We start from the raw sequence: 24,240 nt of genomic DNA on the forward strand, positions 1-24,240 counted from the left end.
GTTCCTTGTTTTCATCCCGTCATTTACAAATTGTATTAAAAAACCACCATGATAATGATTATCATTTATATTTATCTTTAGTAACGTTATAACATATAAATATTTGCGGCAATACGTTAAGCCAACGCTGCGATATAAATTTTTTTAATGCCTTTATGATGTAATTGAGAGAAGGACAAGGACTATGGCAAGCACCCTTCAGCATAAAATATGCACAGATATGGCCCCCTTTCTCCCCGGCATATTGCCGGATCGACTCGCTAATGACTGCGACCTGATCGGCCTCGGGCTCGACTCGCTGGCGATGATGAAACTGGCCGCTATGTGGCGTCGGCAAGGTTACGATGTGTCGTTTGCCCGCTTGATTGAACAGCCACGCCTGGATGCCTGGTTGGCTTTGATGACGCAACAAACGCCATCCGCGGAGCAGGAAAAAAAGGCCGTGTTGCCAGGCACACATGAAAACGAACCTTTCCCTCTGGCGCTCATGCAGCATGCATATTGGGTGGGACGCGACAGTGCTCAGCATCTGGGGGGTGTTGCTGCGCATTTCTACCATGAGTTCGATCTACCGCAACTGGATGTTGCACGCCTGGAAAATGCGGTACATCAGTTGCTTGCCCGTCACGGTATGCTAAGGGTGGCCATTCTGGAGGAGGGGCAGCAGCAGGTTCTTGAACACGCGCAGTGGCCCGGGCTTAGGGAATATGATTTACGCCAGGAGACAGCAGATATCGCCACCCTGCGAATGGAGGCGATTCGCGCCGCGCTGTCACATCGCCAGTTAAATATTGCACAAGGCGAGGTGTTTGATGTGCGTGTGACGCATAAGCCCGCCGCCCTCGGTGGTGGCTGCCGCCTGCATTTTAATCTCGATATGATCGCGGCGGATGCCATGAGCCTGCGCGTTCTGTTGGACGATCTGGCGAGGCTCTATCTGGAGCCGCAACAGCCGCTGCCTGTGCTGGATCTCTCCTATTGCCAGTATCAACAACTGCGCCACGCCTGGCTGCAGGAACCGCAGCAGCAGGCGCGCTACGCACAAGACAAGCAGTGGTGGCTGGAGCGTTTAGCCGATTTGCCTGGCGCACCGATGTTGCCCAGCGTTGGGTTAAACCCGGACAGTGCGCAGCAGACGGTGGTCCGTCGCCATCGCTGGTTTGATGCCAGGGCCCGTCAACAGCTGGAGGCCAGTGCGCGTGAACATCAACTGACCTTGCCGATGATGATTGCCGCTGCGTTTGCCGAAGTGCTGACCCAGTTCAGTGACGACGAAGATTTCATTCTTAACCTGCCGTTGTTCAACCGTGAACCGCTGCACACCAGCGTACCTGCGCTGGTGGGAGATTTCACTTCGTCAGTGTTGCTGGCGTGGCGGGGCAGCAACCCCGGCAGTTTCCTTGAACGCGCGCAGCGCCTGCAACAGCAGTTCCGTCAGGATGCGGCACATGCCTGTTTTTCCGGCGTAGAAGTGCTGCGTGAAGCGGCACGCGTGCGCGGTCAGCAGCAGTTTGCTCCCGTGGTATTTACCAGCGCTTTGGGACTGGGAGAGCTGTTCAGCGAACGCGTCCAGCAGGCCTTTGGGCAGCCCGGCTGGATTGTTTCACAGGGGCCACAGGTGTGGCTGGATGCACAAATTACCGAGTTAAATCAAGGTGTTCTGGTGAATTGGGATGCACGTGAGTCCCGTTTTCCAGCGGGTATGCTTGATTTGATGTTCAATCAATTTACAGGGCTGATTGAGGCACTCATCGCCAGTGAGCAGGCGTGGCAACAGCCGGTGCAGAGTGCGTTACCCTCAGCACAACAGGTCGTACGCCAGCGGGCGAATGCCACCGATGCCCCTTTACCTGAGAGCGATTTGCACAGCGCTTTCTTTCGTCTGGCACAGCTGCAGCCGGAAGCGCCCGCGTTGTTTGGACCCCATCAGGTGCTCAGTTATGGTGAGTTGGCTAAACGTGCACGCCGCCTGGCGACCCATCTGCTCAATCAGGGCGTGCAGCCAGGGGAACTGGTGGCGATCGCTTTGCCCAAAGGACCGGAGCAGATCATTGCGGTGTTGGGGGTACTTGCCAGCGGTGCTGCGTGGCTACCGCTCAACCACCTGCAACCGGAGCAGCGCATTAAAGCCATCCTGCAAAATGCCGGGGTGAAACAGGTTATTGACCAACTACCGGATGAAGATTCGCGGCTCCCTCTGGCGGAAGTCACTCACAGCGATCCGCAGCATCTGGCTTACGTTATTTACACCTCTGGCTCAACCGGCACGCCGAAAGGGGTGGAGATCAGCCATCTGGCAGCTAAAAACACCATCGACGATCTTAACCGCCGCTATCCACTGGGCGATCGCATGCGCACTCTGGCGGTGTCGGCGCTGAGCTTTGACCTGGCGGTGTACGATATCTTCGCGCCGCTGTCAGTGGGTGGGGCGGTGGTATGCATTGAGGATGAGAGCTGGCGCGACGCGCAGCGCTGGGTGACGTTGATACGGCAGCATCAGGTCAGCGTACTGAACTGTGTGCCCGCCATTGCGGAGATGACGTTCACCAGTGCCGCTGCGGATAACCTGACGTTACCACTCAGGATTGTGCTGCTGGGCGGCGACTGGGTCCCGCTTGATCTGCCGAAGAAGTTACGCATAGTCGCTGAGCAGTGTCGCTGTATTGCGCTGGGCGGCACGACTGAAACGGCGATCCACTCGACGGTTCAGGAGATCACCACTGTGCCAGCTGAATGGCGCTCGGTGCCCTACGGATATCCGCTTAACAACGTTCGTTGCCGTGTCGTGGACAGCCTGGGCCGGGATCGCTGTGACTGGGTCAGCGGTGAACTGTGGATTGGCGGCGCAGGCGTTGCGCTGGGCTATCGCCACGATCCCGAGCGTACCGCCGACCGTTTTGTCGTAGAGAACGGTGAACGCTGGTATCGCACCGGCGACTTAGCACGCTATCACCCCAGTGGCTCTCTGGAGTTTCTGGGGCGGCGCGATCATCAGGTGAAAGTGCGGGGCTACCGTATTGAGCTGGGCGAAATTGAATCCGCGCTGATTTCCCACCCTGGCGTGGCACGCGGCATTGTTCTGCTCGATGATGAACAACATCTGGTGGCGGCCTATACCAGCCAGCAGCCGGTGGAGAGTGCGGCGCTGCGTCAGCATCTGCAACGTTATCTGCCGCAGGAAATGGTACCGGAACGACTGGTGGCACTGTCTGAACTTCCGCTCAGCCACAACGGCAAAATTGATCGCAATTTACTGCGACAGTTACTGGCCGACCTTACACCGGAAACGGCCCATACCTACGAGGCTGCCTTGCCAGGTGTAGAACAACAGGTGGCTGCGATCTGGCATAAAACACTCGGTATATTACCGGGTCGTCAGGATAATTTCTTCATGGCAGGCGGTGATTCACTGCTGGCTACCCGTGCCGTGGCAGAACTTCGTCGCCAGGGATTTAGCGATGTTACCCTTTCAAAACTCTTTGCTCATCCGGTATTGGCAGATTTCTGCCAGACATTGCGCGGCAATCAACCGACAACCGCCACGCCTGCCATCGTTCATGATGCTAACGGGCGTTACGATACCTTCCCGCTGACGGATGTGCAGCAGGCTTACCTGTTTGGCCGGGAAAGTGAGTTTGCGCTGGGCGGCATTGGCTGTACGTTCTATCGTGAATTTGAGGTTAATCATCTGGATCTCGCACAACTGGAGCGCGCGGTGAACCAGTTGATTGTGCGCCATGACATGCTGCGGGCGGTATTCAGTAACGGCCAGCAGCAGGTTCAAAAAGAGGTGCCGCACTATCAGATCCCGCTGTTCAACCAGCCGGGTGAAGATAACATTGGTCTGCAACGCGCAGAATATGCCTCACACAGCTTCGATCCACAGCACTGGCCGCTCTTTAGCGTCAGCGTGGCGCAGTGGGGTGAAGCGCATCGAGTGGCAATTGCTATCGACAACCTGATCCTTGATGCGCTCAGTATCCTGTTGTTCTATCAGGAACTGGACGCGCTCTATCATCAGCGTTCGTTGCCGACCGTCCCCGCTGTTCAGTTCCGTGATGCGCTACTGGCACGCCTGCCACAGCAGGCGCAACGTGAGGCTGCCTGGGACTGGTGGCGGCCACGTCTCGACCACCTGCCGCTGGCTCCGCAGTTGCCGCTGGCCCGGCAACCTGAAGCGATATCGGTACCGAAGTTTACCCGCCGTGAGTACTGGCTGGGTTCGGATCGCTGGCAGCAGCTGATGCGAAAAGCCCGCCAACACGGTGTAACACCTTCAGCGGTGATGCTCAACGCATTTGCGACAGTACTGCGGCGCTGGAGCCATCAGCCGGACTTTACCCTCAATTTGACCCTGTTTGATCGTCCTGAAGGCCACGATGATATGACCCGAGTGATGGGGGATTTCACTTCGCTGGTTTTGGTGCCGTGTCGTCATGCCGACGGCGGCTGGCTGGATGAAATTTGCCAGGTACAACGCGATATGTGGGGCGCGCTGGATCACCGTTCGCTCTCAGCCGTTGAGGTACTCCGTGAACTGGCTCGTCTGCATCAGGCGCCTGAACTGGTGATGCCGGTGGTGTTTACCAGCGCTTTGGGAATTAGCGCAGAACCGGAGCAGGGCATCTTCAGTCAACCCGTTTATGGCCTGTCACAAACGCCGCAGGTCTGGCTGGATCACCAGTTAACCGAGCTGGCAGGCGGTGTCTCGCTGGTCTGGGATGCGGTAGAGGCTCTGTTCCCGGCGGGTATGCTGGATGCGATGTTCACCGCCTATCAGCAGCTCATCCATCATTTATGTGACCATAACTGGCTGCAGTCACTTCCCGACCTCTTGCCTGTGCCCCAACGTCAGGTGCGAGAGGCAATCACTGCCGCCGCACATCACCCCTATGTAGCGGAAACATTGCATCACGCTTTTTTCCAGCAAGCCAGTCAGACACCGCAGCTGGTGGCGTTGATTTGGATGCAAGAGCAGCAAACCTGTCAGCTTTCTTATGCTGAGCTGGCACAGCAGGCGCTGAAACTGGCGCACTGGTTGCAACTGCAGGGGACGCTGGCGGGCGATAGGGTGGCGATTTCACTCCCGAAAGGCCCGCAGCAGGTGATCGCGGTGCTGGGGGTGTTGGCTGCGGGGGCCAGTTGGGTACCGATTGGTATCGATCAGCCACAGGCACGCAAACAGGCGATTTTGCAAAGGGCTGACGTACGGCTGATGCTCGATCAGAACACGCCCTTGACCGGCGATCAGGCCGTGCAGACGGAAGTCGCGGCGTTGGCTCATCCGGTAGCAATCTCCCCCCAACAGCTGGCGTATGTCATCTTCACATCTGGCTCGACCGGAGAACCTAAAGGCGTTGAGATGTGCCACGCCGCCAGCCATAACACGGTGCACGATTTGCGCCAGCGACTGGCGATACAGCCGCAAGACCGCATTCTGGCGCTCTCGGCACTCGATTTTGATCTTTCGGTATTTGATCTGTTTGCGCCGTTAGGCTGCGGGGCCGCGCTGGTGATGGTGGATGAGGAGTACCGTCGCGATGCAGCTCACTGGATACACTTAATACAAACTCATCGGGTCACCCTGTGGAATTCAGTGCCAGCGCTGCTGGAAATGCTGCTGACAGCCGCGCAAAACGTCACGTTGCCTGCGCTGCGGGCGTCGTTGATTTCCGGTGACTGGGTCCCCCTGTCGCTGCCAGAGAGATTACAAATGAGCGCCCCGGGATGTCGTTTACTGGCGTTGGGGGGCGCCACCGAAGCCGCTATCTGGTCAAACATTTTCCCGGTGACCACGATCAAACCTGACTGGCGTTCGATCCCATATGGCTACCCGCTACATAATCAGCGCTGGCGTGTGCTTAATGCGGTCAATGCCGATTGTCCTGACTGGGTGGAGGGCGAACTGCTCATCGGCGGTGCGGGTCTGGCTCGCGGCTATCTCGGCGATCCAGCGCTGACTGAGGCTCGTTTCCCTGTGCTTGATGGCGAGCGCTGGTATCGTACCGGCGACCGCGGCCGCTACTGGCCAGACGGTACGCTGGAGTTCCTGGGTCGACTGGATACGCAGATGAAGCTGCGCGGCCATCGCATTGAGGCCGGTGAGGTTGAACAGGCATTGCAGACGCTTAAAGGCATCGACCAGGCGGTGGTCTCATTGTGGCACGATGGCATCACACAGCGACTTGTAGCTGCCGTCGCCCCCCACACTCCTACCTGTGTCGAGCAGGATGAGGTATTCCATCCTGACAGTACTCAACGCGGTCTGCTGCAGTATGAATCGGCGGTGGCCGAACACATTCTGACGGAGCTCCTGCAACTGCCTGCGCAAGTCGGTGCAGTCTGGCAAGTGAACGCGCTTCAGCCCGATGAAAAGGGCGAGCAGGTGCTGCAGCTGTGGCTGAAATGGCTGGTGTCGCGTGGTGTGGTTCAGCCACAGGATACACACTACATTGCCACCGGAACTGCTGCCGTGATCGCCAGACCTGAAACGGCGCAGATCGTTGCGGCACGCACCCGTTATGCCAGCTGGCGCGCCATGTTGCGAGGTGAGCAAGACCATGTCGCACTGCTGACCGACAGTGTATTCAGCCCTGCCAGCCTGTCGGCCGCGGATGATGAGACACGGCAATGGTTGTCACAGCTGGCGCTGCATGTTAACAGCCTGCACCACCAGAGCGGCAAGCCGATCAACATCGTGGAACTCAACGGGGCCAGCGGTCAGCACAGTGCTGCGCTGCTGGCGCGCCTGCCGCAGGGCAGCGTGCATTACACCTTGCTTGAATCCTCCCCATTGGCGCTGGAGCAAGCGCGGACTCAACTCGCAAACAGCGGTCATCAGATCGATTTCTTGTTGCTGAATGAACTGTATGTGCCGGAAGAACTGCAAAACTCGGCTGACATCGTGCTGGCGGCGAATGCGTTGCACCGCTACGTCCAACCCTTACATGGGTTGAAGGCAGCTTCTCAGTTGCTGAGGCCTACAGGAGAGCTGTGGATGATGGAACGCCAGTGCCTGACACCGGTTGCCATGATCAGCGCCGGGCTGCTGGCGGGAGGATATGGCAATAGCAAAAAAGATCCGCTGCGTACTGGCGCGGTGTGGCAGCAACGAGCTCAGGCCAGTGGTTTTACATCCTGTGAGTGTAACCTCAGCGGTCTCGCCGCCACCTTAACTCTACGCCCTTCACATCATCATACGCTGCCCGATGACTGGTCGAGTCAGCTGGCGGAAAAACTGCCCAAAGCCATGGTGCCGGAGCGGTTGGTTCTGCTGACACATCTGCCATTGACCGCAAACGGTAAGGTTGATCGTAAGCGCCTGCAGTCACTGTATGACAATCTGCCCAGGTCACAACAACAGCAGGAAACACTCAGTGAAACTGAAGAAAAACTCGCTCAGCTATGGGGAACATTACTTGGCATTACGCCGCACATCGGCCGCCAGCAGGGCTTTTTTGAATTAGGGGGGGATAGTTTGCTGGCCACACGTCTGATTAACCTTATCCGTGATGAATTTGCCGTCGATATCGCGCTGCGAAAAGTCTTTAGCGCACCTGGCCTGCAGGCAATGGCTGCCGAGATTGAGGCACAGCAGGCTCAGGTTGCCACCATGGAAGGAGGTGTTCTGTGATTGGTATTTTGGGAGGATTTGGTGCCGTAGGCAGCGAGGTCGCACGTATCCTGCATCAGTGGGGGGAAACTTCGCTGCGCGTGGGAGGGCGTCACCCGCAACCTGTCGCCTGGGCACAAAGCTGCTATGTGGATGTGAGTGACGAAGAAAGTCTCATGGCTTTCGCCACCGACTGTCGGTTGATCGTGAACTGTGCTGCGCCTTCGGCACGACTGTCACAACAGGTGGCGAACCGACTGCACGCCGCAGGTATTCCGCTGGTTGACGCGGGCGGAATTGATTGCCCGGCAGCGTTAACACCTCCGGTTGGCCGGCATCCGGGCAGCGCGTTGTTCGCAGCAGGCGCATTGCCAGGTTTGTCCGGCATTCTTCCTGTGTGGCTGGCGCGTAAGCTGGGCCGCGTCGATGCGTTGCACTGCTGGTTTGGCGTGTTTGATCGTTTCACCCCAGGCGGAGCAGAAGACTATCTTGAGGGTGTGCTGCGCACGCCAGCCTCTCAGCATACCCTGCCGCGGCGACAGTCCAACGTCATCCTGCCTTTCTTTCCACGCCCGGTGCTGCTGCAGCCGTATGACGATGAGGAGTCGCTCCGGGTCACCGAACAACTGGCGCTTCGTTACAGTCGATGGTATCTCGCGCTTGATGGTGAACACCTGGCCCGCGCGTTAGAAACAGCGCGTGTATTACCACGAGAGGCAGCAATACAGGCGGTGGTGGAGGGGGCGACACTGGATGTGGCGGGTCGACATGCATGGGTTAACTTTTTGATCCAGGTAGATGGCGTGCGTCAGGGCACTAGCACCACGTTAACCTTATTGCTGAGAGCGCCGGGCATTGCTCAGTTAACCGCCGCCTGCGCGGCGGCATGCGCTAAATGGCTGCTGAAGTCACCTGAGCCAGTCCTGGGGCTGGCAGCCGAATGCATCGATATTGAAGCGTTCATGCTGCTGTTCTGCCAGGAGCAAACCGGTATTGATATTGAGTTGTTTGACCGCGGGATTGAGCATTTAAACGAAATGAGCGGAGGTGCGCTATGAACGCGGTACCGTTAAAGGTGCTGGTATGTGGCTCCACTTTTGGCCAGTTCTGGTTGGCAGCACTGCAGCGTTATCCACTGCGCTTTAAAGTGGTGGGGCTACTGGCGAGCGGCAGCGCACGTAGCCGTGATTGCGCGCAACGCTATGACATTCCGCTCTACACCGATATCGCCTCATTACCTGAAGACATTGACCTGGCCTGCGTGGTGTTGCGTGCTACCGTGATGGGCGGTGCAGGCAGCGTTCTGGCACAGCAACTGATGGCCAGGCGCATTCATATCATTCAGGAGCAGCCCGTACATCATGATGAGGTGGTGGCGAACCTGCGCTCAGCGCGTGAATTCGGTGTGCAGTATCGGGTCGGCAACCTCTATCCACATCTGCCGGCGGTGCAGCAGTTCATTCAGTCTGCCCACCGCCTACTGCGGCGGCAAAAGCTTCAGTTTATTGATGCTGCGTGTGCCAGCCAGGTGGCGTTCCCACTGATCGCGATACTGGTGGAAGCCCTTGGTGCACCTCGCCCGTGGCAGTTTCATGCCCAGGAGCAATTACCAGAGGCACCTTTCCAGGTGGTGCAGGGACAGTTGGCAGGAATCCCCTTAACGTTGAGTGTACATAACGAAGTCGATCCGCAGGACCCTGACAACCATTTCCAGCTGTTGCAACAGATCACGCTGGGCTTGCCCGCGGGACGGTTATCGTTGATCGATACACATGGACCCGTGATGTGGTTCCCGCGTTTGCATATCCCTGAGGCGGTAAAACGCGACCGCGATTTTAGCAGCCCGCAATCAGCACATCTGATGGAAGATACCAGCGCCATTATCGGCGAGGTCCAGCGTGCCAGCTGGCGCACCACATTGGCGGAACACTGGCCAGAAGCCATTGCCCAGGATTTACTGGCGCTGGCGGAGAGCATCTTATCTCCTGAGGCCCCCCGCTGGAGTCCGCAATCCCTGTTAGCTCAATGTCAGATGTGGCAGGCGCTGACCAAAACACTCGGCTATCCGCGCCTAAATCCGGACCAGCGGTTTGAACCTCTGGCGCGTACCTTGCTGCCTGTCACCACCGGGCTGGAACCTAAAGCCACCCCACAGTGGGATTTTACCCAGCGGGCAGAGCTGCTGGTGAGTGGCATTACTGCTCAGCAGGTGACGGATTTTGTCGCGCGGATGGATGAAGCTTGCCTGAACGCCATGCTGTTTAGCCTGCAACAGGGAGGCGCGTTGACGCATCCCGATCAGGGTCACGACCTGCCAGGGATTTTGCAACAACTCCAGGTGGCCGAAGCGCATCACGCCCTGATTGGACGCTGGCTGATGCTGCTGGCCGATGCCGGTCTGGTGATGCAACGAGGCGCGCACTACTTTAGCCGACGAACGATCGGCTATACCGAGCTGCATCACAGCTGGCAGGCGGTGCACAGGGTGTGGGACAACCGCCTGGGCTCTGCCACTTTTATCGATTATCTGTGGCAAAACGCGGAAAAGCTGGGTGAGCTGATGTGCGGCGAACAGAAGGCGGCACTGTTGCTGTTCCCGGAAGGCCGTAACGATATTGCCGATGCGGTCTATCGCCATACCATCACCGCCCGTTATCTCAACACCCTGATTGCCGACTGGGTCCTGAAGCAGCTCAGCCAGCGAACGGCACCGCTAAAAGTACTGGAGATTGGCGCAGGCACCGGTGCCACCACCGAACGGGTACGGGAACGGCTGCATGAGGTGTATGGGGAAACGCCGCCGCTCAACTGGCTGTTTAGCGATGTCTCACGCTTTTTCTTGGTGAATGCGCAACAGCGCTATAGCCATCTCTCCTGGCTCTCGACTGCACTGATCGATATTGACCGCCCCCTGACCGAACAAGGCATCGCTGCAGATTCCCAGGATCTGCTGGTAATGGCGGGGGTACTGAACAATGCACGGAACAGCGAGCAAACCATTCGTTGGCTAGCGGAGGTGTTACAACCGGGCGGTGCCATGTTAATCACCGAACCGACGCGGGAACATCTGGAAATTCTCACCTCACAGGCCTTTATGATGCCGCCACCACAGGATGACCGACAGCGCAGTGAACAGCGTTTTCTTTCACCAGAGCAGTGGCAGGATCTGCTACAGCGCGCCGGGTTGATTTGTGAGGCTTGCCTGCCCGACGAGGGGCATGTGCTCGCACCGCTCGGACAGCGCCTGTTTATCGCACGGAGGCCCGGCAATGCTTAGGTGCAGCCATATTCTCTGCAAAGTCGATAACATTCGTGACTGCGTAGCCCAGCTTGAACAGGCTGGGTTCAGCGTGCAGTGGGGGGGCGATCCGGCTCGGGCACACAATGCGCTGGTGTGGTTTGAAGAGGGACCGTTTCTGGAGTTCTTTGAACTGCCGCGTTGGTTCCGCTGGCTGAGCTATCCCTTTGGCTGGCGCTTCGGTTCCAGCGCCGGTCAACGTCTTAGGGGGTGGGCGCAGGCTGGCGAGGGCTGGTGTGATGTGGCGCTGGAACCTGAACAGTATCAGCCCGAAGCGCCACTTAGCCTGGATAACGTCAGTCAGCATTTGCGTCAGCAGGCGCTGGCAGGTTCGCGCGTCGTAAATGGCAGCCGTAAATCGGTACAGGGTGAAAGGGTGAACTATCGCTTTATGATGCCGCGCGGTAACCATCTGCCGTTTATCGTCTCTCATTACCACCCGCTGCAGCGGCCGGTTTGCGTCCGGCATGCCAATGGCGCACGCGCCGTGACCCGGGTGGATTTTCATATCCCGCTGCCCAGCCACCGCCAGTTGCAACGCCTGTTGCCTACGGACCGCTGGCTCAAGAGTCAGCACGGTGAGCGGCGCTATGTCAGCAGCGTGGTTTTACAGGGGTGGCAGGCACTGCCGCAGACATCCGAATTTATTCAGTCGTTATTTAACCCGTCGCAGGAGGCGTAATGCGCGAGCTATTTTCTGCCTTACAGCAGGTGCTGGAAGGGGATTTACTGTTGCCGCAGCATGCGGAATACGAAGTTGCACGCCGGGTACGCAACGCCCGTATTGACTGCCGGCCCACCGCGATTGTGCGCTGTGTCAGCGTGCAGGATATTCAACAGTCACTTCAACTGGCGGAGATTCAGCAACTGCCGGTTGCGCTGCGAGGTGGTGGCGCCCACGTGGCCGGTTACGGCACCTGCCAGGATGGGCTGGTGCTTGATCTGTCCCGCATGAAGCAGATCGCTATTGACCCGGATAAACGCCTGGCGCACGTCGCCCCTGGGACCACCTGGGGCGAACTGGATGCGGCAACGCAGGCGTATGGTCTGGCGGTACCCGGCCCGCGTAATCCCACGATCGGTATCGCCGGGCACACCCTGGGCGGCGGCGTTGGTGACCTGTCGCGCCAGTTTGGCCTGACCAGCGATAACCTGGTGAGCTGCGAGCTGGTTACGTTGTCCGGTGACGTGCTGGAAGTGAACCCACAGCACGATGCTGAACTGTTCTGGGGTTTGCGCGGCGCGGGCGCCAATTTTGGCGTGGTATCGCGTTTTACGTTTCAATTGCATCCCGTTGAGGGCGTCGTGGCCGGCGTGCTCGCGTGGCCCGCACGGGACATTCCTGTTGTGTTGCGCCGGGCACGTAACTGGCTGGCGCAGGCACCGGATCAGGCCTCGTTGATTGCCCTTGTCTGGACGGCACCGCCGCTGCCATTTTTGCCAGAATCACTGCATTTTGAGCGCAGTATCATGCTCATTCCCACCTGGTTTGGTGCGCCAGAGCAGGCGGAACAAGTACTTGCGCCCCTTAAGGTGGGCGCGTTGTGCGACACGCTGCAACCGATGCGTTACGTCGATTATCAGCGCCTTCTGCCCTCGGCGCCCAACTACCTACAGCAGCATGTTTACAACCGTGGCGAATTGCTGCGTGAACTGGATGATGACACGCTCGAACGACTGCTGGCGCTGTTCCAGCGTGCTGGCCCGAATTTCTCGCTGGTGTTTGGTGCACTTGGCGGTGCCATTGCCCGCGCCCCGGCGGGCGCAACTGCGTTTGCTCATCGAGATGCCAACTGGTTTGTTGAAGTCTGCGCCCAGTGGTACGGCGAGCCCGATAACCCAGCGATGCTTGCACCGGCCATTGAGGCCTGGCAACAGCTGCAAGCGGTGAGCTGCGGTCCTTACGCCAACCTGCTGCCTGACCATGAGCCGCGTTGGGCGCAGGCCACGTATGGCAGCGGCTGGGCACGCCTGGCGGCACTCAAACAGAGATTTGACCCGACTAATCGCCTGTGTTTTAACGTCAATATTCCGCCCCGGTCATCCCGCGCGATGGCTCCGGGCAAGGAGGATTTAGCATGACTGACCACTCCATCGCCTTTGAGCTGCTTCAACGCCTGCGCAACCGTGGCGCACAACTGTGGGAGGAGCAGGGCAAGCTAAACTACCGCGCGCCGCAGGGCGTGATTTCAGCGGATGATTTACACACGCTGAGGGCCCATAAAGCCAATGTGTTAGCCATTCTCGCAGGAGAACAGCAGCAGACCACGCTCATAGCCGATGAGACTGCGCGCTTCGCACCGTTTCCTCTAAGCCAGGTGCAGGCGGCGTATCTGGTCGGGCGTAATGATGCCTTTGGCTATGGCGGTGTGGCCTGCCATGTTTATCTGGAGGTGAATTATCCACTGCTGCAACATGCCAGAGTCAGCGCTATCTGGAATGAGCTGGTCGCGCGACACGACATGCTACGTGCGGTATTTGATCGCAGTGGCAGCCAGCGCGTTTTACCCGATGTGCCGGAACTGATCATTGACTGCGCGAGTAGCGGAGCGGAGCAGGGCGAAGCGCTGCTGGACAGCGTGAAGCAGCAGATGGGGCATCGACTCTATCAGCCCGAGCAGTGGCCGCTGTTCAGCCTGAGTCTGTCGCAGTTGCCGGCACGCAGCGTGCTGCATTTGTCGATGGACTTCCTGATTGCCGACTGGGCCAGTATCTGGCTATTGTTGGGCGAGTTTGAAGCGCGTTACCAGCATCCTGACCAGCCGCTGCCTCCGCTAAAGATTCAGTTCCGCGATTATCTGCTGGCGGAGCGCGGCATGGATGAGTCACCGGCGGCCCAACGCGATCGTGCCTGGTGGCAGCAGCGTATTCCTCAGTTGCCCGCCTCGCCGCAGCTCCCGTTGCTTGATACACAGGAACGACAGCCCGCACGCTTTACACGACGTTTTTTGCAACTGCCGGAGGAACGCTGGGCGGCACTCAAACAGCAGGCGGCACAGTGCGGTATTACCCCTACAGCGGCGGTGTTAACCGCCTATGCCAGCGTGCTGCAGCGTTGGTCTGCCAGCGAACACTTCTGCCTCAATCTGACGGTACTTAACCGCCAGCCGCTGCATGAGCAGGTGGATCGTCTGGTGGGCGATTTCACCTCGGTCAGCCTGCTGGAGGTCGATCAACGCCGTCCAATGAGTTGGGCGGAGCGCGCCAGCGCCATCAGCCAGCAATTGTATGATGACCTGGATCATCGCCTTTGTTCCGGCGTCGAGGTGATCCGTGAACTGGCTCGCGCCAAAGGGCGCGATTACGCTTTGATGCCTTATGTTTTTACCAGTGCCATCGGCCTGGTACCTGCCGATGCAGAAAACGCGTTGCAGGGCAAACTGGATGGACGTGGCATTACCCAGACGCCGCAGGTGTTTATCGACTGTCAGGCGATGGACAGTGCTGCCGGTTTACAGGTCAACTGGGATGTGCGCGACGGGGTATTCCCGTCGGGGATGATCGACGATCTGTTTGCGAGCTTTGAATCACTGCTGAATGCCATGGCGCAAGAAGATGCGATTTGGCAGCAGACCGCGCAGGTTGCACTCCCCGAATGGCAACGTGAACAACGGTTGCAGGTCAATGATACCCACGCACCGCTACCCGAAGGCGGGCTGCACCAGCCATTCTTCGCACAGGCTCACCTGACCCCGGATGCGCTGGCGGTGATCGATCCCCAGCAGCAGATGACTTACCGTCAACTGGCGGACGCAGCCTTGCGCATTGCCGGCCATCTGCAACGGCATGGCGTTGCCATCGGCGAACCGGTCGCGATCACGTTGGAAAAAGGCGTAATGCAGGCCGCGGCGGTGTTGGGTGCCATGGCTGTGGGGGCGGTCTGGGTGCCAGTCGATGTCTCACAGCCGGCGGAACGTCGCCGGCAAATTCTGGCAAACGCGGGTATCCAACGGGTACTGACCCAGCAACAGGTAGTAGAGTGCGGCGTCAGTGGAGAGTGGCGTATTGATGTGGATGCACTGAACGGCAGCGAGCCTCTGCTGGACCCACACGCGTCGCGCAGTAGCGATGCGGCCTATATCATCTACACCTCTGGTTCCACCGGCCAGCCCAAAGGGGTGGTTATGGGACATCAGGCGGCACGGAATACAGTTGAAGATATCAACCGACGTTTCGCCGTGCGGGCCACCGACCGCGTGCTGGCGCTGGCGCAACTCGGCTTTGATTTGGCGATTTATGATCTGTTCGGGCCGCTGAGCGTGGGTGGCGCGGTAATCTATCCTGAACCGGCACGCGCCACCGATCCCTCGCACTGGATTGAATGCATCGAATCACAACAAGTGACCCTCTGGAATAGCGTACCTGCGCTGATGCAGATGCTGGAGAGTGCGCTCCAGCACCAGCAACTGGCGAGTTTGCGACTGGCATTACTCTCAGGTGACTGGATCCCTTTAACGCTGCCGGAATCACTGGCGACGCGTCTGCCACAGCTTCAGCTGGTAGCGCTCGGTGGTGCGACTGAAGCAGCCATCTGGTCTAACTATCACTGCTGGCAGGGCCGTGATGCCACGTGGCGCAGCATCCCTTACGGTCTGCCGCTCAGCAATCAGGGTTTCCGCGTGCTGGATGACAACATGGCGGATTGCCCTGTGTGGTTGCCTGGCAATCTTTACATCAGCGGTGCGGGACTGGCGCAAGGCTATCTTAAAGATGCTGAGAAAACTGCGCGCCACTTTATCTATCATCCGCATGATCAACAGCGACTGTACTGGACCGGCGATCGCGCCCGCTATCTGCCGAACGGTGAACTGGAATTTCTTGGCCGCGCGGACAATCAGCTCAAAATCAAAGGGCACCGCATCGAACCCGGGGAAATCGAAGCGGCGCTTAGCGCTTTACCAGGCGTGGAGAGTGCTTGCGTGGTGCCCCATGGCGAAGGTAGCCAGCGGCAACTTCTGGCATTAGTCAGCGCGCAGCGTCAACCAGCGAACCCCGTGGATTACGACCGCCTGACAGATGGTATTGATACTGCAACCGCAGGTCTTGTGCAGAACATCACCGCTACGCAGTTACAACAGGCGATGACAGCCCTGGATGCTGTGGTATTACAACAGATGCGCGACACGCTGCAAGCTTATGGTCTTAATGATGAATTCAGTGAAGCTCAGCTACGAGAAACACCCGTGAATGCTCGCTTCTTCTGGCTGGTGCGCCGCTGGCAAGCGATGCTTGCGCAGGCTGGCGCTTTGCCTGATTACAGCTGGCAGCAGGTTGACGCGCTGTGGCAGCCTCTGCTCGATGGCCCGGCATTTCTGGCTTACATCCGCAGCAACCTGGAGAATCTCGCCGGGCTGCTCGAAGGGCGTGTTGATGCTCAGAAGCTGCTGTTCCCGCAGGGGCAACTGACCAACGTGCAAGCGCTGTATCGTGAAAATCTGATGGCGAAGTACCTGAACCAGGCAGTCAGTGCCCTGACGAGCCTGATTGCACAGCAGCGCGTCCAGCGGCCTTTACGTATCCTCGAAGTTGGCGCAGGCACTGGCGGCACGACGGCGGATGTGCTGGCAGCGTTGAGCGAGCAGACGATTGAATACCACTTTACTGATGTGGCGGCCTTCTTCCTGCCTGAAGCGCGTGCCCGCTACGGCCAACGAGCGGGCATGCATTTTGGCCTGCTGAATATTGACGATGATATTCGCTCGCAGGGCTATTGCCCGGAGAGCTTTGATATTGTGCTGGCCGCCGGGGTACTGGAAAACGCCCGTGACCAACGCCGGGCACTGGAAAATATCCAGTTACTGACCGCGCCACAAGGCTGGGTGATCCTGACGGAGCCGACGCGTGAATGTCCGTGGATCATGGCTTCTCAGGCATTCATGATGACGCCACCGGAAGACAGCGAACGTCAGCAGGAGAGCTATCTTGATCAGCATGGCTGGCAGGCGCTGATGCAATCGGTCAGCGGTGATCCGGTGCTGTGCCTGCCGCGACCAGGTCACGTGCTGCATTATCAGGGCTTCCATTTGCTGGCACAACAAATCAAACGCGATCGTCTGCCGCTGTATCCGCAAGTGCTGCTTGATGCGCTGCAACAGAAATTACCGCGCTATATGATCCCGGCGCAGATTCAGTCGGTTGCAGCACTGCCGCTAACGGCAAACGGAAAAGTGGATCGTAATACAGTCGTCAACTGGTGGGTGGAGGAGGCTGCAGAGCATGATACGCCGCCAGGCCTGCAACCGCAGGGGGATGCGCTTGAGCAGTTGCTGTGCCAGCATTGGGCTGAAACGCTCGGAATTAAACAGATCGCGCTCGACCAGGATGTGTATAACCTGGGGGCTGACTCGCTGATCATGGCACGCATGGCAGGCAAGTTGCGACAGGTGCTGGCCGCTGACCCCTGGCAGATGGGAGATATACCCTTTGACACTTTGCTGCGTCATATGCTGAATGGCCCAACGGTGCGCGCGCTGGCGCAGGCCATCCGTTCGCAGCATGCACCTGATGCGGCTGCCGCAGCGCCTCAAGCCGGAGAGAAACTGCAGCCAGAAATCGAGGGACGGGCTGAGGGCAGCAACGGTATTCTGCTGCCGATGGGGGGCGGGAGTGAAGGCCCGCTGCGTGTGGTGTTCCATGCCGGCCTGGGTACCATGGATTGCTTCCGCCCGATGCTGGCGGAGCTGGAGAAAGATCCACGCGGGCCGGTCATCGGCATTGTGATTGCCGATACCGCACAATATTGCGCCTTGTCCCCACAACAGGCGGTTGAGCGCATGGCAGATGATTACGCACAACGCCTGCTGGCCACCGGACATAGCCGCTTCCAGCTGATTGGCTACTGTCTGGGCGGGTTGTTTGCGGTAGAAGTGGCGCGTCGCCTCAGCGAGCAGGGCGCAGAAATCGCTGACCTGGTGCTGATCAGCAGCCATCCGGTGTTGTTCGAGGTGCAGGATGATCTGATGATCGAATCGCTGTTTATCCCCAATCTGCACATTACGCTGGCGCAGGCCGGTTTCGGTGAGGTTGATGGCGATGCATTAGTGAAGGGCTTTATGCAGGTGATTGAGCAACATCATGGTCGCATTCCGCAGGGTGCGCTGGCGCAGTTACCCGGCGCAGCAGGCTTGTTTTTCCAACAGATGCAGTCATTACCGATTGAAGAGCGTTTTGCGCGTTATGTCGCGGGTGTTGAACAGTTCACCGGTCAGCAGATGCCAGCCGAAATGGCACTGGGCCTGTTCCGCGTATTCCGCCAGAGTTTCCATGCCGCACACTTCACCCCCAGCACTTATGTCGGCGATATCCGCTTCCTGTTGCCCAATCAGGGCTCTGGATTCGCACCGGGTATGGATGACAATACGCTGAACTTCTGGCGTAACGTCTGCCTGGGCGATCTGCAGGTTACTTCGATTGCGGGTAATCACTTCAGTTGCATCGATACGCCCAACGCACAAGCCGTGGCGCAGCGGGTGAATGAGGGGCTGAAATGAAGTTACTGGGACAGCCTGGCAGGCTAGTGGCAAGCGTGCCGAAGGTGGCGCGCTCACTTAACCTGGCACTTCTTTTTGGCAGCGTGGCGGGCTTGCTAAACGTCAGCGGCATAGCGCTGCTGGCATGGGCGGTGACGCCATTACTGTCTGTCCCGATGTTACCACCGCCGTCATTTATCGCCCTCACCGGCAGTGTGCTGCTGTTGGTGCTGGCATTCTGGTTGCGCTTACAGGCAGAAGCACGGGCCCACGAAGCCAGTTATCAATTAGAGGAAGTGCTGCGCGGGCGTCTTGTGGAGCACCTCAGTTGTTTGCCGCTTGGAGTGGTACAGCAATGGGGCAGTGGGCGGTTACGTAAAATCCTCCAGGAGGATGTTAAAGCGCTGCATATTGCGGTGGCGGATGCGGTGCCGTTTATCGGTGCCAGTCTGAGTCAACCGCTGGCCGCGCTGCTGGTGCTGGCGCTGGTGCAGTGGCGGCTGGCGCTGGTGGCGTTGCTGTTTTTGCCGATAAATCTCGTGTGTATGGCAATGATGGCGCGTGAAAATCCCCAGCAACGCAACCGATACAATGAGGCCAGTGAGTCAGTCAATGCCGGGGTGATTGAACTGGTGCAGGGTATGGCGGTTATGCGTACCTTTGATAATGGCGCCGCGGGTTGGCGGCGCTTTAACGCGCGGCTGCAACAGTTTACGTCGGCGGTGGAAACCTGGATGGCAGGCAGCAAAGTGCCCTGGAAAATCAATCGTCTGGCAGGTGCCGCGTTACCGACGGCTGCGGTGCTGATGATAGCAGGTTTTGTGCTGTATCAAGCCGGGCAGGTTACCCTGGCGCAGTGGCTGCTGGCGTTGATGTTGGGTACGTTACCCATCAAAGCGCTCGAACCGTTAGTGCACCTGGCTAACTATCTGAATGACGCTGGCGCGGCCTCAGGCCGCATTGAAGAGGTGCTGCGGCAGGACGTGCTGCCAGAGCCACTACATCCGCAGCAACCGCAAGGACACGCACTCAGCCTGAACAAGGTCAGTTTTCACTACCCGGATCAGCCGCAGCCTGCACTCAGCGACGTGTCATTAACGCTCGCAGCGGGAACACGCTGTGCCATTGTCGGGGCTTCCGGTTCGGGAAAATCGACGCTGGCGCGCCTGATCCCGCGTTTTTATGACGTGACAGAGGGTAGCATTACGCTGGGGGGGAGCGATATCCGCCAGATGCGCAGTGATGTGTTGTTGAAGCAGATGGCGCTGGTATTACAGGAGCCGTTTCTTATCAGTGGCACGCTGGAGGAAAATTTACGACTGGCTGCGCCCGAAGCCAGTGATGCAGCGTTGCAGCAAGTTATGGCCGCGACGGGGGTGAGCGAGATCGTTTCGGCACTGCCACAAGGATTAAACACGCAGATCGGTGAGCGAGGGAGCTCGTTATCGGGCGGCCAGCGTCAGCGTGTGACCCTGGCCCGCGCACTGCTGAGCAATGCGCCCGTGCTGGTGATGGATGAAGCAACTTCTTATCTCGATGCACACAACGAAAGGCATATTCAGCAGGCACTGGCGCAACTCGCGCCGGATCGCATTGTGATCACTATTGCTCATCGTTTGCAGACGGTCATTGACGCGGATGTGATTGTGGTGATGCACGAAGGCAGAGTGGCTGAGCAAGGCCGTCATGCTGACTTGCTGAAGCAGGGCGGTTATTACGCGCGTCTGTGGCAGCACTATCAGCTTGCCAGTCAGTGGACGTTAAAGCGCGAGGGAGAAGTATGATGCGCATTTATCACAACATGATTGCGGTGGCAGGGGAGTTCGCTGCGCCATTTCGCCGAACGTTAGCGTGTGCGGTGGTGGCGGCGATGTTGCAAGCCGCGGGCTGGATTATCACACTGCCGCTGTTTTCGCTCGTATTAACACCGGGCGCACTGCCCGTGCGTGACATCCTGAGCTGGCTAGTGGTGCTCATTGTTTTGCTGCTGCTTGAAGGCATGGTGCGCTGGCGTGAAATGGCTTTTGTCTATGACTACTGGCATCGCGTGACGGAGGCCATGCGTCAGCGGCTGGCACATCGCTTGCGTGCCATGCCGCTGGAGCAGTTGGCACGGCGAAAAAGCGGCGATCTGGCAACGATTCTTGGCAATAACGTCACCTTTGCGGCAACGGCGCTCTCTTCACTGGCTACGCTGGCGATTCAACTGGTGGTGGTACCTGCGGTGGTGCTGGTGTTGATCTTCACGCTGGACTGGCGTCTGGGGGCGCTGCTGCTGGCGGGAACAGGGCTCATCGTGCCGCTGATACGGCGGGCACAACGTGATGCCAATCAGGATTTTCTGCGCATTGATGAAGTGGATGCGGCAGCCAGCGCAGCCATTGTTGAGTATGTGCAGGCTCAGGCGATGTTACGTGCCAGCGGCCGATCTGGCCTGAACGCGCCTTGTTTACGCGGGGTTTTTGCTCACCAGCATCAGGTGCAGCATCAAAGCGGCAATACTGCACGGCTGATTGCCAAAGCACAACTGATCATACAGCTCACTCTGGTGGCTACCGTCGCGTTGGGGATGGGGTTATGCGCAACGCAACAGTTGCCGCTGGCATCACTGCTCTGCCTGACGGTGCTGGTAGCGCAAATGGTAGAGCCTCTGACATTGGGACTTTCCATGGTGCGCCTGTTTGAACTAGCGGACGCGGCGTTGCAGCGGGTGAATGCGGTGCTCAATGAAGCGGATCTGGTCACTGAACTGCCACTCCATCAACCACAGCACTTTGCGATTACGCTCAACAATGTCAGTTTTCACTATCAGCAGCAGGAAAAACCTGCACTCCAGGATGTGACGCTACACATTGCAGAAAAATCCCTGACGGCGTTGGTCGGTCCTTCGGGCGGGGGGAAAACCACGCTAACCCGATTGATGAGTCGCTTTGCCGATCCACAGCAGGGCACTATCACGTTGGGAGGCGCGGAATTAAAGCATATCCCCCCCGATCAGCTTTTAGCACAGGTTTCGGTGGTGTTTCAGGATGTGTGGCTGATGGACGATACGCTGGCGAATAACATCGCGTTAGGTAAACCGCACGCCACGCAGGAGGAGATCATCAACGCTGCACGTAAAGCGCATATTCACCACGTCATTGAAAGTCTGCCGCAGGGTTATGAGACACGGGCGGGTGAAGCGGGGGGGGCGTTGTCGGGTGGAGAACGCCAGAGGGTGGCGATTGCGCGCGCTATTCTTAAAGATGCTCCGGTCGTGTTACTGGACGAGCCTACGTCATCGCTGGACAGCGAATCGGAATATCATGTGCAGCAAGCGATAGACGCACTGGTGGCGGATAAAACGGTGGTGATTGTGGCGCATCGTTTATCCACCATTCGCGCAGCTGACCAAATTGCCTTTATTGAGCAAGGCCGTTGCGTTGAGTGTGGCGACCACGCCAGCTTAATGGCCATAAAGGAGGGACGTTATCGGGCATTAATTGAGGCTCAGCATCACGCCCTCGACAGGTAATCCTTTCTCTTCAGGCACTCACAGCAAAATCGAGTGCCATTCATTCTTCCCCCGGTACTGACAACAAAAAAAGCAGAATAGATGATTGTGCTTTTATTGATATGTTATAACATTGCAAATAATTATCATTTCACCTTTTAGGGAGTTTGGGCCTTATGCAAAACAGGGCACAGAAATGGCCATCGCTGAAACCACTCAGCTTGGCCTTGATGGCAATCATGGTGGCATCGCAGGCCAGTGCAGAAGAGACGATAAATGTCGTCGCCGAATCTGCCGACAGCAGTGGATTGGTCGCAACACACAGTCAGAGCGCAACCAAAAGTGATACGCCATTACTGGAAACGCCGCAGTCGATCTCAGTGATTACTCGTCAACAGATGGATATGCAGAACGTTCGCTCTTTAAATGAAGCGCTGCGTTACACACCAGGCGTGGCGGCGGAGCAATGGGGTGGGGTGAGTGCGTTTGACCAGTTCTCAATTCGCGGATTCAATTACGGCTCCACCGGATTTAACGATCAGTTTCTCGACGGATTGCGCATGAACAACGGGATAGTTTATGGCTATCAACAGGTTGATCCCTTCCTGCTGGAGGATATTACCGTGGTGCGTGGCCCGGCTTCTGTGCTGTATGGCCTGGCCAGTCCGGGTGGAATTATCGCGATGCAGAGTAAACTGCCCACTGCGAAGACCATTCGCCATGTTGAGCTGGAAGGAGGAAATCATCAGTATCAGCGCGGCTCTTTCGATTTTGGCGGAAAAGTCAATGATGACGGCACGATACTTTACCGCGTGGTCGGGACGGCAACTACCAAAGAAGGTCAGGAGCGGGGCACCGAAATGCGGCGCTGGGCGTTAGCGCCTTCCATTACTTTTCAGCCTGACTACTATAACAAGCTCACGATTTATGCGCGTGCGCAAAATGATCCTAAAATGGCAGCCCAGACTTCCCTGCCTGTTGCCGGTACGGCCAAATACAATCCTAACGGTAAATTACCGACAGACGCTTATCCAGGCGAGCCGGATCACAATACCTTTTCGCGTAAGCAGGCCGCTGTTGGCTATAGCGCAGAACACTACTTTAATGATGACTGGGATGTCACCCTGAATGGTCGCTACAGTCAGATGACATCAAAATATAACGCGGTGATTTTTGCCGGATTGCAGGACGATATGCGTACCATCAACCGATCAATCGCCGCATCTGACGAGCATTTCAATACCATCAATCTCGACAATCAGCTGCACGGACATTTCACTACGGCGGATATTGATCATCAACTTCTGGTTGGCATGAGCTGGGATCGCTTTACCGGGCACGGCAATTACGCCGCTTCTTATGATGTCCCCACGCTGGATATCTACAACCCGGTTTATGGCCAGGCCACCTACGGCACGCCTGAGAACTATCAGGATACGCGGCTGATGAATACACAGACCGGTTTGTATGCTCAGGATCAACTGAGCTATGAAAAATGGCGCGCCACGGTGGGGGTGCGTCATGACTGGTCAAGCGTGCGTACCACTGACTTAATGGGTTACAGCGCGGATACCAAACAGCGTGATGAAGCCACAACCTGGCGTGCCGGCGTCAATTATCTGTTTGATAGCGGTATTGCTCCGTATTTCACATACGCTCAATCATTCCAGCCGATCAACTCTGTGGACAGCAGCGGGAACGCGTTTGATCCCTCGCACGGCGAGTTGTATGAGGCAGGTATTAAGTATCAGCCCAAATATTTGCCAGCGTTATTCTCTATTGCCGCCTTTAATCTTACCCAGGACAAAGTCCTGACCACTGATCCCAACAACATCAACTACTCGGTACAGGGCGGGAAGATTCGTTCCCGCGGCATTGAGTTAGAAGCGCGTGGCCAACTGACTGACCAGTTCAGCATCATCGGATCCATGACCTGGCAGAATGTGGAATATACCCAGGACAGCAATCGCGATGTCGTTGGGCGCACCCCACTGCGTATACCTACCCGTTTCGGTTCGTTGTGGGTCAACTGGGAAGCGCCGGAGTCCAGCTTTGCTTCCGGGTTTGGTGCAGGTGTGGGGGGACGTTTCAGCAATGGTACCAAAGGCGGCACCATGGAGAACCAGTTCAGCACCGCTGGCTATGGCGTGATGGATGCCGAAGTGCATTTCGATCTGGGACATCTGACTTCCAACCTAAAAGGTGGAAAGGTGCAGGTCACCGCGCAAAACCTTACCGATCGTAAGTACATCACCAGCTGCTTTACCGAATCTCAGGGCTGTTTCTATGGGGCTGAGCGTGCCGTGATAGCGAAGCTGAGTTGGGATTTTTAATCATAACTTCACCAGACACCTGGCCATTCAGCACC

9 protein-coding genes are annotated in these 24,240 nt (G+C 57.6%); all 9 read left to right on the forward strand.

Translation table 11 applies throughout. The features are described from left to right. Nucleotides 1–184: 184 nt before the first annotated feature. Nucleotides 185–7,633, forward strand: a complete 7,449-nt coding sequence (locus ACJ8IN_RS12995; RefSeq protein WP_308325893.1) for a non-ribosomal peptide synthetase — start codon at nucleotides 185–187, stop codon at nucleotides 7,631–7,633. Beyond that, the gene (locus ACJ8IN_RS13000) at nucleotides 7,630–8,670 is read left to right on the forward strand and encodes a hypothetical protein (RefSeq protein ID WP_094859978.1); all 1,041 of its coding nucleotides are present in this window, start codon (nucleotides 7,630–7,632) and stop codon (nucleotides 8,668–8,670) included. Before ACJ8IN_RS12995 ends, ACJ8IN_RS13000 begins: the two co-directional genes overlap by 4 nt. Next, on the forward strand, nucleotides 8,667–10,889 hold the full coding sequence (locus ACJ8IN_RS13005; RefSeq protein WP_060427488.1) for a bifunctional Gfo/Idh/MocA family oxidoreductase/class I SAM-dependent methyltransferase: 2,223 nt from the start codon (nucleotides 8,667–8,669) through the stop codon (nucleotides 10,887–10,889). Before ACJ8IN_RS13000 ends, ACJ8IN_RS13005 begins: the two co-directional genes overlap by 4 nt. Beyond that, nucleotides 10,882–11,592, forward strand: a complete 711-nt coding sequence (locus ACJ8IN_RS13010; protein WP_052133504.1) for a VOC family protein — start codon at nucleotides 10,882–10,884, stop codon at nucleotides 11,590–11,592. Before ACJ8IN_RS13005 ends, ACJ8IN_RS13010 begins: the two co-directional genes overlap by 8 nt. Continuing rightward, nucleotides 11,592–12,992 carry an FAD-binding oxidoreductase gene (locus ACJ8IN_RS13015; protein WP_060422555.1) on the forward strand — a complete coding sequence of 467 codons (1,401 nt, stop codon included), beginning with the start codon at nucleotides 11,592–11,594 and terminating at the stop codon, nucleotides 12,990–12,992. The genes ACJ8IN_RS13010 and ACJ8IN_RS13015 overlap by 1 nt, the downstream gene beginning before the upstream one ends. Then, nucleotides 12,989–18,400: a non-ribosomal peptide synthetase gene (locus ACJ8IN_RS13020; RefSeq protein WP_308325892.1), complete on the forward strand. Its 5,412-nt coding sequence runs from the start codon at nucleotides 12,989–12,991 to the stop codon at nucleotides 18,398–18,400. The genes ACJ8IN_RS13015 and ACJ8IN_RS13020 overlap by 4 nt, the downstream gene beginning before the upstream one ends. After that, the gene (locus ACJ8IN_RS13025; RefSeq protein WP_047571354.1) at nucleotides 18,397–20,163 is read left to right on the forward strand and encodes an ABC transporter ATP-binding protein; all 1,767 of its coding nucleotides are present in this window, start codon (nucleotides 18,397–18,399) and stop codon (nucleotides 20,161–20,163) included. Before ACJ8IN_RS13020 ends, ACJ8IN_RS13025 begins: the two co-directional genes overlap by 4 nt. Next, complete coding sequence (locus ACJ8IN_RS13030; RefSeq protein ID WP_072265211.1) at nucleotides 20,160–21,893, forward strand: ABC transporter ATP-binding protein; 1,734 nt, start codon at nucleotides 20,160–20,162, stop codon at nucleotides 21,891–21,893. Before ACJ8IN_RS13025 ends, ACJ8IN_RS13030 begins: the two co-directional genes overlap by 4 nt. Before the next feature lie 155 nt (nucleotides 21,894–22,048). Beyond that, the gene (locus tag ACJ8IN_RS13035; RefSeq protein ID WP_060422547.1) at nucleotides 22,049–24,205 is read left to right on the forward strand and encodes a TonB-dependent siderophore receptor; all 2,157 of its coding nucleotides are present in this window, start codon (nucleotides 22,049–22,051) and stop codon (nucleotides 24,203–24,205) included. Nucleotides 24,206–24,240 lie beyond the last annotated feature (35 nt).

Origin of the sequence: Serratia sp. CY31944 (assembly GCF_052169175.1) — a bacterium.
Classification (GTDB): domain Bacteria; phylum Pseudomonadota; class Gammaproteobacteria; order Enterobacterales; family Enterobacteriaceae; genus Serratia; species Serratia sarumanii.